The 12,925-nt window shown below is 71.3% G+C and carries 11 protein-coding genes, 1 pseudogene and 1 riboswitch; of the genes and pseudogenes, 2 read left to right on the top strand and 10 right to left on the bottom strand.

Annotation, left to right across the window (positions count from 1 at the left end; genetic code table 11):
• The first annotated feature begins 195 nt into the window (after positions 1 to 195).
• Positions 196 to 1,413: a hypothetical protein gene (locus OH802_RS12450; RefSeq protein ID WP_406028312.1), complete on the top strand. Its 1,218-nt coding sequence runs from the start codon at positions 196 to 198 to the stop codon at positions 1,411 to 1,413.
• 4 nt (positions 1,414 to 1,417) lie between these two features.
• On the opposite strand, the gene bluB is transcribed toward OH802_RS12450, so the two are convergent.
• From bluB to OH802_RS12425, 5 genes and pseudogenes are all read right to left on the bottom strand, one after another.
• Positions 1,418 to 2,047: a 5,6-dimethylbenzimidazole synthase gene (gene bluB, locus OH802_RS12445; protein ID WP_406028310.1), complete on the bottom strand. Its 630-nt coding sequence runs from the start codon at positions 2,045 to 2,047 to the stop codon at positions 1,418 to 1,420.
• Complete coding sequence (gene cobM / locus OH802_RS12440) at positions 2,047 to 2,799, bottom strand: precorrin-4 C(11)-methyltransferase (protein WP_406028308.1); 753 nt, start codon at positions 2,797 to 2,799, stop codon at positions 2,047 to 2,049. Before cobM ends, bluB begins: the two co-directional genes overlap by 1 nt.
• Positions 2,796 to 4,349, bottom strand: a complete 1,554-nt coding sequence (gene cobJ, locus OH802_RS12435; RefSeq protein WP_406028306.1) for a precorrin-3B C(17)-methyltransferase — start codon at positions 4,347 to 4,349, stop codon at positions 2,796 to 2,798. Before cobJ ends, cobM begins: the two co-directional genes overlap by 4 nt.
• A complete protein-coding gene (locus OH802_RS12430; protein ID WP_406029283.1) occupies positions 4,346 to 4,999 on the bottom strand; it encodes a precorrin-8X methylmutase in 654 nt (217 codons plus the stop codon). Before OH802_RS12430 ends, cobJ begins: the two co-directional genes overlap by 4 nt.
• A 693-nt stretch (positions 5,000 to 5,692) precedes the next feature.
• Positions 5,693 to 5,833, bottom strand: a pseudogene (locus OH802_RS12425) (nitrite reductase); the annotation flags it as partial.
• Between the two features lie 55 nt (positions 5,834 to 5,888).
• Positions 5,889 to 6,094, bottom strand: a riboswitch (cobalamin riboswitch).
• Between the two features lie 44 nt (positions 6,095 to 6,138).
• Here OH802_RS12425 and OH802_RS12420 point away from each other — a divergent pair.
• Positions 6,139 to 7,176 (top strand): zinc-binding dehydrogenase, encoded by a 1,038-nt coding sequence (locus OH802_RS12420; RefSeq protein ID WP_406028304.1) that lies wholly within the window; start codon positions 6,139 to 6,141, stop codon positions 7,174 to 7,176.
• Here OH802_RS12420 and OH802_RS12415 read toward each other — a convergent pair.
• The 5 genes from OH802_RS12415 to kdgD all read right to left on the bottom strand — a co-directional run bounded on the left by OH802_RS12415 (position 7,173) and on the right by kdgD (position 12,708).
• Positions 7,173 to 8,039: an ion transporter gene (locus OH802_RS12415; RefSeq protein WP_406028302.1), complete on the bottom strand. Its 867-nt coding sequence runs from the start codon at positions 8,037 to 8,039 to the stop codon at positions 7,173 to 7,175. The two genes, OH802_RS12420 and OH802_RS12415, sit on opposite strands and share 4 nt — an antisense overlap.
• Positions 8,040 to 8,100: 61 nt before the next feature.
• Positions 8,101 to 8,895 (bottom strand): sulfite exporter TauE/SafE family protein, encoded by a 795-nt coding sequence (locus tag OH802_RS12410; RefSeq protein ID WP_406028300.1) that lies wholly within the window; start codon positions 8,893 to 8,895, stop codon positions 8,101 to 8,103.
• A gap of 28 nt (positions 8,896 to 8,923) precedes the next feature.
• Positions 8,924 to 10,261, bottom strand: coding sequence for an enolase C-terminal domain-like protein (locus tag OH802_RS12405; RefSeq protein ID WP_406028298.1), 1,338 nt, complete (start codon positions 10,259 to 10,261; stop codon positions 8,924 to 8,926).
• Positions 10,258 to 11,751: an aldehyde dehydrogenase (NADP(+)) gene (locus OH802_RS12400; protein WP_406028296.1), complete on the bottom strand. Its 1,494-nt coding sequence runs from the start codon at positions 11,749 to 11,751 to the stop codon at positions 10,258 to 10,260. The genes OH802_RS12405 and OH802_RS12400 overlap by 4 nt, the downstream gene beginning before the upstream one ends.
• A 42-nt stretch (positions 11,752 to 11,793) precedes the next feature.
• Positions 11,794 to 12,708, bottom strand: a complete 915-nt coding sequence (gene kdgD, locus OH802_RS12395; protein WP_406028295.1) for a 5-dehydro-4-deoxyglucarate dehydratase — start codon at positions 12,706 to 12,708, stop codon at positions 11,794 to 11,796.
• Between the last annotated feature and the right edge of the window lie 217 nt (positions 12,709 to 12,925).

The raw sequence follows: 12,925 nt of genomic DNA, 5'->3' as shown, positions 1-12,925 counted from the left end.
TCCCATGGCCGCTCGGGAGGACATTTCGTAATCGTCCGAGCGATCAGTCGAGCGAACTTGTCACCCGCGTGACAAGTTTCGCCGGCGCCGAGACCATCGATCAGCCGACCTGTGGCACTCGCCACATCGGCCGTCTTAACTGATGACGGACACCCGTACGGTCCTCGCAGGACCCGACCACCTGAGGAACTCTTCATGCCCATCCCTCGCCCCCGTGCCGGAGCACGCACCGGTCGAGTTGCTGTCGGCGTCCTCCTGCTGGCCGCCACGTTCCTGGCCCTCCCCACCGGTCCGGCCACCGGGGATCCCGAGGTCGATCCTCCGAGCGCCTCTCAGAGCAGCGTGAAAGCACCGACGCCGGACCTGCAGGCGTTGATCGCTGACGACCCGGCCGAGGGCCTGCCGGGGTTCGACGACCTTCCCCCGAGCCGATCGATCAGCCAGACCGAAGGCATCGTCACCAATTCGCAGCACGCAGTCGCACGGCGCTCGAAGATGTCCATCACCTCGCAGCAGATCTGGGGTGGCTTGTACTTCGGGGAACTCAACGACCCGATCGAGAACCCGACAAAATACACGACCAACTGCACGACCAGAGTTCGCTGCGTACCAGACCCCTTCTATCAGCCGTCGTGTGCAACCGATGACCCGGCGACCCAATGGATGACCAACTACTTTCGCACGCCGTTGTATCCGTTCAAACCTCTCGAAGGCGGCGGCGCAGAGGTGGGAATCCTCACCGAGGACCAGATCAATCTGATCGCCTTCGGGACCATCCCGGCCACCGCGACGCTGACGATCGCTGTACCGCGAGTCAGCGGGAAGGTCCAACCGCTGATGACCCACGCGTGGGCCCGCAAGGTGCGGGGATGTGTGCCTCCGCCCAGCGAGCTTCCCAAGACATCTACGCTGGTGGAGGGAAAGGTCACCCTCCAGCTCAGCGACCTTGAGGTCGATGGCGTACCGGTCGAACTCGGCCCCAACTGCCGGACGAACCAGCCGGCCGATCTTAGACTTTGGGGAGAAGGTGACGCTGCCTCTGGTGGCTACTCCCCCGGCAGCGGCGGCAAGTTGGGAGCGTTCGACGGACTGCATCCAGGGTCACGAGGCCCGTTGAACGACCCCTACTACTTCCAAGACAACGGTCGCACCATCCCCGCGTCCACGGGTATCGATATTCCGCCCTTCTCCAACTGTGGCACCAGCGGCGACGATCTCAGTCCGTTGGTGAGCGCGATGGCTTCGGGTCCGAACAATCCGGTGCGCGCAGTCCAAGGCGGTCTGATCGCCTGGGGCCGGATTCCTCTGGAAGAACCCAGCAAGTGCGGCGGAACGCCGACCCGCCCCGTGTGCCCACTGCCCGGGCCGGAGGTGCCGCCGATGCCGCCGCTGCCGGACGGCGAGGGTCAGTGACCGATCAAGGTGCCGCCGCTGCGTACCTCTCCTCATGGATCACCGAGGAGAGCGCGGAGCGGTGGCGCCAGCCGAAGCGCTCCAGGTCGGGGACCTCGGGTACGCCAGCGACCTGACCGACGCAGAGCCAGGCGACGGGACGTACGTGGTCGGGCAGGCCGACCAAGGAGCGCAGGAACTCCTCGCGGTAGAAGCTGACCCAGCCGACGCCGAGGCCCTCGGCGGTGGCGGCGAGCCAGAGGTTCTGGATGGCGAGGACAGTCGAGTAGAGGCCGGCGTCGGCGATCGCGTGGCGCCCGAGCACCTGGGACCCGCCGCGGGTCGGGTCGTAGCCGACGACCACGCCGAGCCCGGACTCGCAGATGCCCTCGATCTTGATCTTCGAGAAGGTCTCGGACCGCTCCCCCGCCAGTGAGGACGCGAAGACCTCTCGCTCGGTGGCGACGTGCTCGCGGAAGGCCGACAACCTCTCGGGCGAGCGCACCAGCACGAAGTCCCAGGGCTGGGTCATCCCGACGCTCGGGGCGGCGTGCGCGGCCGACAGCACCCGCTCCAGCACCTCGGGAGCGACCGGCTCACCGGTGAACTCCGCGCGCGTGTCCCGGCGGCGGTTGATGGCGTCGTAGAGGTCCATCAGGCACGCTCCCTGGCTGCGTCGTAGAGGAACGACTCGCCTCCGTCACGGGCCAGCGCGGGCCCGGCGAGGATCACGGCCGCCTGTCGCAGGCCGGCGTCCTCGACCGCGTCGGCGATCGTCGAGACGGTCCCGCGCAGCACCAGCTCGTCGGGCTGGCTGGCGCGGTAGACGACCACGGCCGGGCACTGCGGACCGTAGTAGGGCAGCAGCTCGGCCATCAGCTCGCGGGTGCGCCGGATCGCCAGGTGGAGAACGAGCGTGGCCCCGGTGGCGGCGTACGCGGCCAGCGACTCCCCCTCCGGCATGGCGGTCGACCGGGCCTGCGTCCGGGTGAGCACGACCGACTGCGCCACCAGCGGCACGGTCAGCTCCCTGCCGACGAGCGCGGCTGCCGCGGCGTACGCGGGCACTCCCGGCGTGACGTCCCAGGGCACCTGGGCGGCATCGAGCCGCCGGGTCTGCTCCGCGACCGCCGAGTAGACCGACGGGTCGCCGGAGACGAGGCGTACGACCTGCTTGCCGCCCTGGTGCGCAGCGACGATCTCGCCGACGATCTGGTCCAGATCGAGCTTCTGGGTGTCGACCAACTCGGCCTCGGGGCTGCAGTGCGCCAGCACCTCGGGGGCCAGGTAGGTGCCGGGGTAGAGCACCACGTCGGCGGCCTCGAGCAGCCTCGTCGCGCGTACGGTCAGCAGGTCGGCCGCGCCGGGGCCGGCGCCGACGAAATGAACGGTCTGCTGGGTGGTCACTGCACGTACCTCGGCGTCCAGACCTGCCCGGCCGCGGTCGCACGCGTCGAGCTCGCGCCCACGATGACCAGGCACTTCATGTCGATAGTCGCTGGGTCGAGGTCACCCAGAGTGGTCACGGTCAGCGACTCCTCGGCCCGCCCGACGTCGCGTCCGACGACGACCACGGTGTCCGGCTTGCGCTGCTCCAGGAGTACGTCGCGAGCAAGACCGATCTGCTCGGTGCGCGAGCGCGAGGCCGGGTTGTAGATGGCCAGCACGAGATCGGCGGCCGCGATCGCGCGCAGCCGGTCCTCGACGACCGACCACGGCTTGAGCCGGTCGGAGAGGGACATCACCGCGAAGTCGGCCCCGACCGGGGCGCCCGCCCGCGCGGCCACCGCCTGGACGGCGCTGACCCCGGGCAGGACCCGGACGCGTACGCCTGCGTAGGCCGGATCCTCGGCAGCCTCGAAGACGGCTGACGCCATCCCGAAGACACCGGCGTCACCGCCGGAGACGACAGCGACCCGCTCCCCCGCGAGCGCCAGGTCCAGGGCGTGCCGTGCCCGGTCGACCTCGACCGTGTTGCCTGATGCGTGCCGCCGCAGCCCTTCGCGTTGCGGCACCCGGTTGACGTACGGCGCGTAGCCGACGACATGGCCGACCTCGGCCAGCGCCAAGCTCACCTCGGGTGTCAGCCACCCGTCCGGCCCCGGCCCGAGCCCGACGACGAGTACCTCCCCGGTGTCCCCGGAGGTCGAGCCCGTCGAGACGCCCCCGCGCGTCACCTCGACAGGCTCGACCGCGGGGAGCTCTTGCCGCAGCCGCGCCGCGGCAGGTCCTGGAGCCGAGTCCCCGGGCACCACGATGAGCGAGAAGTACGGCACGGAGGACGGGTCGACGTCGGCCACCGGCAGCCAGCGCTCCTCGGGCTGCGAGGCACGCTCGACGTACCAGGCACCGTCCAGCCGTCCGGCGGCCGCGAGCGCGGAACGGACCGCAGGGAAGGTCCGGCCGAGCTTCATGATGATCGCCGCCTCGGTGTCGGCCAGGCGACGGGCGAGCTCGGGCTCGGGCAGGGTCCCCGGGAGGACCGTGAGCACGTCGGTCTGGCGCACCAGCGGGGTGGAGACCGCGGCGGTGGCGGCCGCGAAGGCGGGGACGCCCGGCACCACCTCGGTCGCGTAGATCTCCTTGAACCGGTCGTGGAGATACATCGAGGAGCCGTAGAAGAGCGGGTCGCCCTCGGCGAGCAGAACCACGTCGCGACCGGCGTCGAGGTGAGCGGAGAGCCGGACCGCGCAGGACTCGTAGAACTCGGCCATCGCACCGACATAGCCGCCCGGGTGCGAGGTGGTCCCGGTGGTGACCGGGTAGCGCAGTTCCTCCTCCACCGCATCCACGGGGATCAGGGACGACGCGATCCGGCGAGCGTGCGACTGCTTGCGCACCCCGGCGTGGTAGGCGATCACGGGGGCCGCGCCGATCAGCCGGGCGGCCTTGAGGGTGATCAGCTCGGGATCGCCCGGACCGATGCCGACGACGGTGAACCGTCCGGGGGTGCTCATTCCTGCTCCTGGGCGAGTGCGTTGAGGGCGGAGGAGGTCATCGCGGAGCCGCCGCGGCGCCCCCGGACGGTGACGTAGGGGATGTCGATCCCGTGGTCGGCGGCGAACGAGGCGAGCGCCTCCTTGGACTCGGCCGCGCCGATGAAGCCGACCGGGCAGCCGACGATCGCAGCCGGTCGCGGACCGCCGTCGAGGATCATCTCGAGCAGGTGGAAGAGCGCCGTCGGGGCATTGCCGATGGCGACCACCGCGCCCTCGAGATAGGGCTCCCACAGGGACAGCGCCGCGGCGGTGCGGGTCGTTACCCACTCGCGCGCGAGCGCCGGGACCCGGTCGTCACCGAGCATGCAGAGCACCTCGTTGTCGCGCGGCAGCCGGCTGCGGGTGACCCCGGTGGCGACCATCGTCGCGTCGCACAGGATCGGCGCCCCGGCCTCCAGCGCGCCCCGCGCGGCCTTCACCAGTCCGGGGTGGATGACCAGGTCGGAGGCGAGATCGACCTGCCCGCTGCCATGGATCATCCGCACCGCGAGCCGCTCGGCGTCGGCCGGCACCGCGGAGAGGTCGGCCTCGCGCCGGATGGTGGCGAAGGAGTCGACGTAGATCGCCGGCCCCTGGTCGATGTAGTCGTAGCGCCGGGCAGGGCGCACTTGCGGCGAGGGCACGAGTACGCCGCGCCACGGTGTCACCACGACCGCCGGTGCCCGCTCCGCAAGCGCCGAGACGGCGGCCCGGTCTAGGGCTCCGTCCACCGCGGCGACGTGCTCGCCACCGGGCACCTGCCCGTAGCCGAGCTCCTCGGCCTCGGCAGGCACCCGAGCGTCAGCAGCGACCGGCTCGACCAGCGGGGCGTCGAGCTCGGCGACGTGCCAGGGCGCGGACGGCCCCTCGCCGCGTACGTCCAGGAAGCGCGAGGCGAGCGCGACCAGCCGGGACGCGGCCTCGGTGAGCGGCACGACGGGCCCCCAGGAGTCACCGACCCGGAGCTGACCCTCGGCGGCGGAGAGCGCCACCAGCCCGAGGTCGCACTCCCTCGAGACCAGGTCGCCGCGACCGTCGTCGAGCACGAAGAGGAACCGCCCCGGCAGCGCGGCCAGCCGCGGCGAGCCGCACAGCAGCCGGTCCAGCGACGCCGCGACGCCGCGCAGGTCGGCCCGGCCCCCGGCGAGCCCGGTCTGCGGGGAGACCATCACGTTGCGTACGAGCTCGTGGGTCTGCGCCGGCACCAGACCGGTCGCCTCCAGCGCGGTCAGCACCTCGGCCGGAAGGCCGCCGTCGACACTCGGCAGGCCGCGCACCTGCAGGTTGGCTCGACCGGTGAGATAGATCCGCCCGTCGCCATAGGTCTCCGCCACGGAGATCAGCGAGAGCAGCGCGGCGGACGAGACGGACCCGCCGATCAGGCGCAGCCGCACCAGCAGGCCGTCCTCGGCCGCCCACGGACGACCGACTCCGGGGCACCGGTCGGTTCGGACTCGCGACATCAGGACACCTGCTCTGCGTCATGTGCCCTTGCGCGGGGCACGTGGTGACCTGGCGGCGGGCGCCGCCAGAGCCAGCAGGTCTTCGGACTCGGAATCGATCGGAGCGGAGCGCCTTCCCGGAGCCAGGCTCCAGTGACTGCCCTCCCCGGAAGGAGTGCGTGCCCCGCCCGTCATCCTCACCGCTGCGCGTCAGTCCCGGACTTTCACCGGGTTCCCTGACCCCATCAGGCATGGAGTACGACTGGCAGGGCGAGACTACCTGGCATCGACGGCGAACGGTCAGCCAGCCTGGCTACGATCGGCGCGTGCGTGCCTTGGTGATGGACGAGATCGGTGGCCCCCTCGAGGTCCAGGAGGTGCCCGAACCGACCGCTCCCGACGGCGGCGTGGTCGTACGCGTCCTTGCGACCGGGATCTGCCGGAGCGACTGGCACGCGTGGGTCGGCCACGACGACATCGAGCTCCCCCACGTCCCGGGCCACGAGCTGGCCGGTGTCGTCCACGCCGTCGGCCACGGGGTGCGCGGCTGGAAGGTGGGCGACCGGGTCACCGTGCCGTTCGTCGAGGGCTGCGGTGCGTGCGAGTGGTGCCGCTCCGGCAACGCCCAGGTCTGCCCCGCCCAGGAGCAGCCTGGGTTCACCCACTGGGGCTCGTTCGCCGAGTACGCCGCACTCCATGCCGCCGACACCAACCTGGTCGCGATCCCCGACACGGTCTCGTACGAGGCCGCGGCAAGCCTCGGCTGCCGGTTCGCGACCTCCTACCGCGCGCTGACCGGCCGGGCGGGCGTTCGTGATGGCGAGTGGGTCACCGTCGTCGGCGCCGGAGGCGTCGGGCTGAGCGCGGTGATGATCGCCAAGGCCCTGGGCGCCTCGGTGATCGCCGTCGACCGCAACGCCGGCGCGCTCGAGGTCGCGACCGGGCTCGGAGCCGACCACGTCCTGGTCGCCGACGGCTCCGACATCGCCGCACAGGTCCACGAACTGACCGGTGGCGGCAGCCACGTCGCCCTCGACGCCGTCGGCAGCGAGCAGACCTGCGCGGACGCGATCTTCTCGCTCCGGCGCAGGGGTCGCCACGTACAGATCGGTCTGCTGCCCCCGGTAGCCGGTCATCCCCGCGTCCCGATGGCCCGCGCCATCGGGTGGGAGCTCGACCTCCTCGGCAGCCACGGCATGGCGGCCGCCGACTACCCGCAGATGATGGCGTTCATCGAGTCCGGCGCCCTGCGGCCTCAAGATCTGGTCGAGCGCGTCATCTCGTTGGAGGAGGTCGGCTCGGTGCTGCCCACCTTCGACATGGCCTCCCCGGCTGGGATGACGCTGGTCGACCCGCGACGCTAGTGGTCTGAGCGGGCGATTCTCGACATCGGCACCGCGTCGTCTCCGAGGCTCCCTGCCGCCTGCAGGCCCGCCCGGGTGGCGGCCAACTCCTCGCGTACGGCGGTGAGGTCCTCCCGCAACGAGGTGAGGATGGCCATCATCTCGGCGTCAGACTCCTCCTCGTGCTCGGCGAGGGTCTCGACGCTCTCCATGCCGGAGACGACCACGGCGAGGAAGAGGTTGAGGACGGCGAAGGTCATCACCAGGATGAAGACGACGAAGAAGATCCAGGCGGAGGGGTCCTCGGCCATCACTTCGCGGGCGATGTCGGGCCAGGCCTCCCCGGTCATGGTCTGGAACAGCGTGAACGCGCTGGTGCCGAGGTCGCCGAAGTACTCCGGCGCGATCGAGCCGTAGAGGTTGGTCGAGATGACCACCGCGACGTACATCATCAGCACCAGCAGCGCCGCGACCGAGCCCATCCCCGGCATCGCCGCGATCAGGCCGTCGACGACGCGACGCATGGACGGGACCGAGTTGACCAGGCGCAGCACGCGCAGGATCCGCAGTGCCCGCAGCACCGACATCGGTCCGGTCGCCGGCACCAGCGCGATCCCGACGATCACGGTGTCGAAGATGTTCCACGGGTCGCGGAAGAACTGCGGGCCGTACGCCACCAGCCGCAGCACCAGCTCGACGACGAAGACCCCGAGGAGCATGCTGTCGAGCAGCGCCAGCTCATGGGCGAGGTGTTCGGGGACCATCGTCTCCACACCGAGGACCACCGCGTTGAGGATGATCACCCCGATGATGATCTTCTGGAAGGTGTCGTTGTCGACCAGCGCGCGGATCCGGCCGCGCACCGAGATGTCTTCCGAACCCATGTTCGCTTCGTCCTCCTGTGACCCGTGACAGCGGCCGGAGCCTATCGGGCCGAGTCAGGTCTCAGGTTGTCGCCAGGTGCAGCGCGAGCCCGAGGCCGGCCAGACCGACCAGCCAGCGCAGCGGGCGCTCGGGGGCGACCCGGACGATCGCGGGCCCCAGGAAGCCGCCGATCACGGCTCCCGCTCCGAGGGCGATCGCGGCGGGCCAGTCCACGGGGGCGAAGAAGACGTACGCGATCGCCGCGGTGCCGTTGGCGACGCCGGTGGCGACGTTCTTGACCGCGTTGGTGATCGCCAGGGCCTCGGTGCGCTCGAGCACCAGGACGGCCAGCGCGATGATCCCGACGCCGGCGCCGAAGTAGCCGCCGTAGATGCCGAGCACGAACACGATGACGCCCCAGCCGAACCCGCGGGCCAAGGTCCGTCGCTCCTCGGCATCTGCTGGCGAGGCCTGCCGTGGCGGCCGCGCGGCGGCGCGGGCGGCTGCCCAGGACCGGATCCGGTCGCGGAGCAGCAGGAGCACCGCCCCGCCGCCCACGAGCCAGGGCACCACGGTCTCGAACGCCTCGGCAGGCGTGGTGAGCAGCAGGGCCGCGCCGACCGCGCCGCCGAGGAATGAGGCCAGGGCCAGCCAGGCGATCCTTCTGCCTTGGCCGCGCAGCTCGCGCCGCGAGCCGGCGACCGTGCCGCCGGTGACACCGAACATGGCCACCGTGTTGGTGACGTTGGCGACGACCGGCGGCAGCCCCGCGGCCAGCAGGGAGGGGTAGCTGACCAGCGAGGCCAGACCGGCCACCGAGCCGGTCAGTCCCGCACCGACACCGGCGAGCAGGAGCCAGGCGAGCTCGGCGCTCACCGGGCCGACACTCGCGCAGCCTCCGTGCTCACCGGACCAGGCACGGGCGCTTGGGGTCGAAGGTCCACCCCGGCACCAGGTACTGCATGGCGACGCCGTCGTCGCGTACGCCGAGCCCGTGCTCGAGGTAGAGCTCGTGCGCTGCCGCGACCCGGTCGCGGTCGAGCCGGATCCCGAGACCCGGGGCGGTCGGCACCGCGACGGCACCGTCGCGGATCTCCAGCGGCGACTCGGTCAGGCCCTGGCCGTCCTGCCAGATCCAGTGGGTGTCCAGCGCGGTGATCTCCCCCGGTGCGGCGGCACCGACATGGGTGAACATGGCCAGCGAGACGTCGAAGTGGTTGTTGGAGTGGGAGCCCCAGGTCAGCCCGAAGTCGTGGCACATCTGGGCGACGCGGACGGAGCCGGACATGGTCCAGAAGTGCGGGTCGGCCAGCGGGATGTCGACGGCGTTGGTGCGGATCGCGTGGGACATCTGGCGCCAGTCGGTGGCGATCATGTTGGTCGCGGTACGCAGCCCGGTGGCGCGCTTGAACTCGGCCATGATCTCGCGGCCCGAGTAGCCGCCCTCGGCGCCACAGGGGTCCTCGGCGTACGCGAGCACGTCGTCCTTGCCCTTGAGAAGCCGGACCGCGTCGGCGAGCAGCCAGCCGCCGTTGGGGTCCAGGGTGATCCGGGCGTCGGGGAAGCGCTCGTGGAGGGCGGTCACCGCGGCGACCTCCTCCTCACCGGCGAGGACGCCGCCCTTGAGCTTGAAGTCGGCGAAGCCGTAGCGGGCCTGGGCGGCCTCGGCGAGACGTACGACCGCCTCGGGGGTCAGCGCCACCTCTCGCCGGACGCGATCCCAGTCGTCCGTGGCATCCGACTCGCGCAGGTAGGGCAGGTCGGTCTTGTCGGGGTCACCGACGTAGAAGAGGTAGCCGAGCATCGGCACCGAGTCGCGCTGCTGCCCGTCGCCGAGCAGCTCGGCGACCGGCACACCCTGCTCCTGACCTGCGAGATCGAGGAGCGCGGACTCCAGCGCGGTGACGGCGTGGACGGTCGTACGCAGGTCGAAGGTCTGGGCTCCGCGGCCGCCGGCGTCGCGGTCGGCGAACCGCTCCGCGACCTGCCTCAGCAGGCTGCGGTAGCGGGTGACGGGCTGGCCGACGAGCAGCTCGGCGGCCTCTTCGATGGTGCGACGGATCGGCTCGCCGCCGGGGACCTCGCCGACACCCTCGCGACCCTCGGAGTCGGTGAGGATCGCGATGTTGCGGGTGAAGAACGGCGCGTGCGCGCCGCTGAGGTTGAGCAGCATCGAGTCGTGGCCCGCGACGGGGACGACCTCGATCTTGCCAATGGTGGACACAGTGGTCGTGTTGGTCATGGCAGCTGCAGCTCGCCGTCGATCCGGCGGGCGAGGTGCCACGGGTTGTCGTCGCGTACGGCCTCCGGGAGGATGGCGGCAGGTACGTCCTGGTAGGCGACCGGGCGCTGGAATCGCTCGATCGCGAGGCTGCCGACCGAGGTGGTGCGGGAGTCGGAGGTGGCCGGGTACGGGCCACCGTGGACCATCGCGTGGCCGACCTCGACGCCCGTGGGCCAGCCGTTGAAGAGGATCCGGCCGGCCTTGAGCTCGAGCGCGGAGACGACCTGGGCGGCCGCCTCGTTGTCTGCGTCGGTGGCGTGGACCGTCGCGGTGAGCTGGCCCTCGAGGGAATCCAGGCTGGGCAGCAGCTCCTCGACGGTGTCGTAGCGGACCACGACGCCGGAGGCGCCGAAGACCTCGTCGGTCACGCCGGCGAGACGGGCGGCCTCGACGATCTGGGGCGCGGGGGCGTCGGTGTCACCGGCGGTGCCCTCACCGACGACGGTCACACCGTCGGTGGCACGCAGGGCGGCGGTGCCCTTCTCGTAGGCGGCGGCGATGCCGGAGGTCAGCATGGTCGCGCCGACGGCCTCGGCCGTGGCCCGGCCGGCGGCGGCCAGGAAGGTGTCACCCGCCTCGCTCTTCGGGAGGAAGAGCAGGCCGGGGTTGGTGCAGAACTGGCCGGAGCCGAGGGTCAGCGAGCCGACGTACGCCTTGGCGAGCGCGTCGACGTCACCGTCGAGCGCCCCGGGGAGGACGACGACGGGGTTGATCGAGGACATCTCGGCGTAGACCGGGATCGGCTCGGGGCGGGCCGCCGCGGCCGCGACGATCGCCAGCCCGCCGCCGCGGGAGCCGGTGAAGCCGACGGCCTTGATCCGCGGGTCGACCACCAGGGCCTGGCCGAGCTCGATGCCGCCCTTGAAGTCGGTGTCGAGGAGGAAGGAGAAGGTGCCGGCGTGCAGCCCGGCCTTCTCGACCGCGCGGGTGATGGCCTGGGCGACCAGGTAGCCGGTGAGCGGGTGGGCAGGGTGGCCCTTGACCACCACGGGGCAGCCCGCGGCCAGCGCCGAGGCGGTGTCGCCGCCGGCGGTGGAGAAGGCGAGCGGGAAGTTGCTGGCGCCGAAGACCGCCACCGGGCCCAGCGCGATCTGGCGCTGACGGATGTCGGCCCGCGGGAGCGGGGTCCGGTCCGGGATGGCCGGGTCGATGCGTACGCCCAAGTGGTCACCGCGCCGCACGACGCCGGCGAACATCCGGAGCTGGCCGGTGGTGCGGCCGACCTCGCCGCTGATCCGGCCCTCGGGCAGGTGCGACTCGGCGACAGCGGCCTCGACGATCTCGGCGCGGGCCGCCTCGATCTCGGCGGCGACGGCTTCGAGGAAGTCCGCCCGGGCCTCGGGGGATGTGGCGCGGTAGCCGGCGAAGGCCTCGGCCGCGGCGCTGGTGGCGGCGGTGACGTCGGGCTGCTCGGAGTCGGCTCCGGCGATGATCGAGCGGTAGCTCATGTTCCCTTCCTATCGGGTCGGTCTCTCAGGGGCGGATCGGCGTCAGGAGATCCGGGCGATCAGTTCGCGCAGCTCGTCGATCTCGTCCTCGCGCAGGTCGGTCAGCGGCGGGCGGACCGGGCCGGCGGGCCGGCCGATCGCGGTCAGACCGCCCTTGACGATCGACACGGCGTAGCCGGCCGTGCGGTCGCGGATGTCGAGGTAGGGGATCACGAACTCGTTGAGACGACGGTAGACCTCGTCACGATCCTGGGCACGTACGGCCTCGTAGAACTCGACCGCCCACTTCGGCGCGAAGTTGAACAGCGCCGAGGAGTACGTGCTCACGCCGAGCTGGAGCAGCGGCAGTGCGTACGTCTCCGCCGTGGGCAGGCCACCGATGTAGATGAGCCGGTCGCCGACCCGGGCGTAGGTACGAGTCATCTGCTCGATGTTGCCGATGCCGTCCTTGAAGCCGATCAGGGTCGGGTTGCGCTCGGCGAGCTGGTCGACGGCCTCGTCGCGCAGCACCGCGTTGGCGCGGCTGTAGACGATCACGCCGAGCCCGGTCGCCTCGCAGACCCGGCTGGCATGCTCGACGAGCCCTGCCTGCCCGGCCTCGGTGAGGTACGGCGGCATCAGCAGGATCCCGTCGGCGCCCGCGGCCTCGGCCGCCTTCGCCTGCGCGACCGCGTTCGCCGTGCTGCCCGTCGCCGGCGCCAGCACCGGCACGGCCCCCGCGACCTCCTCGACCGCGGCACGCACGACCTGGTCGGTCTCCTCCGCATTCAGCGAGAAGCCCTCACCCGTGCCGCCCGCTGCGAAGAGCCCGGCCACCGGGTACTCGGCCAGCCAGCTCAGGTGCTTGCGGTAGCCCTCCTCGTCGACCTGGAGGTCCTCGGTGAAGTGGGTGACCGGGAACGAGAGAAGCCCGCTCTTGAGCTGGGCGGCCAGGTCGGTCGGGCTGTACTCGGTCACGAGTCACGTCCTTCAGATGTTGGGTTGCTGAGGGGGAAGGTGGTGACCATCACGTTATGAACGTTCGATGATGCTTGTCCAAGCCCGAATTTGAATCTCTTGATGCCTTAGACGCATTGCAGACAGACGGGTTCTTCGGGGCTGGCGGGCCGCCGACCCGTTCTTGGAGGGTCTTCTCGATCTGGACCGGCGTCAAGGACGCCCTTCGGGCGCCGGC

The organism is Nocardioides sp. NBC_00850, from assembly GCF_045207335.1.
Lineage (GTDB): Bacteria > Actinomycetota > Actinomycetes > Propionibacteriales > Nocardioidaceae > Nocardioides.
The sequence above is the reverse complement of the archived record's forward strand: the minus strand, read 5'-3'. Positions and strand labels throughout refer to the sequence as shown.

Bases quoted from the DNA above. Each gene is read 5' to 3' on its own strand.
- OH802_RS12405 (WP_406028298.1), bottom strand. From the start codon at position 10,261: ATGACCAACACGACCACTGTGTCCACCATTGGCAAGATCGAGGTCGTC.
- OH802_RS12415 (WP_406028302.1), bottom strand. From the start codon at position 8,039: ATGGGTTCGGAAGACATCTCGGTGCGCGGCCGGATCCGCGCGCTGGTC.
- bluB (WP_406028310.1), bottom strand. From the start codon at position 2,047: ATGGACCTCTACGACGCCATCAACCGCCGCCGGGACACGCGCGCGGAG.
- cobJ (WP_406028306.1), bottom strand. From the start codon at position 4,349: ATGAGCACCCCCGGACGGTTCACCGTCGTCGGCATCGGTCCGGGCGAT.
- OH802_RS12450 (WP_406028312.1), top strand. From the start codon at position 196: ATGCCCATCCCTCGCCCCCGTGCCGGAGCACGCACCGGTCGAGTTGCT.
- OH802_RS12400 (WP_406028296.1), bottom strand. From the start codon at position 11,751: ATGAGCTACCGCTCGATCATCGCCGGAGCCGACTCCGAGCAGCCCGAC.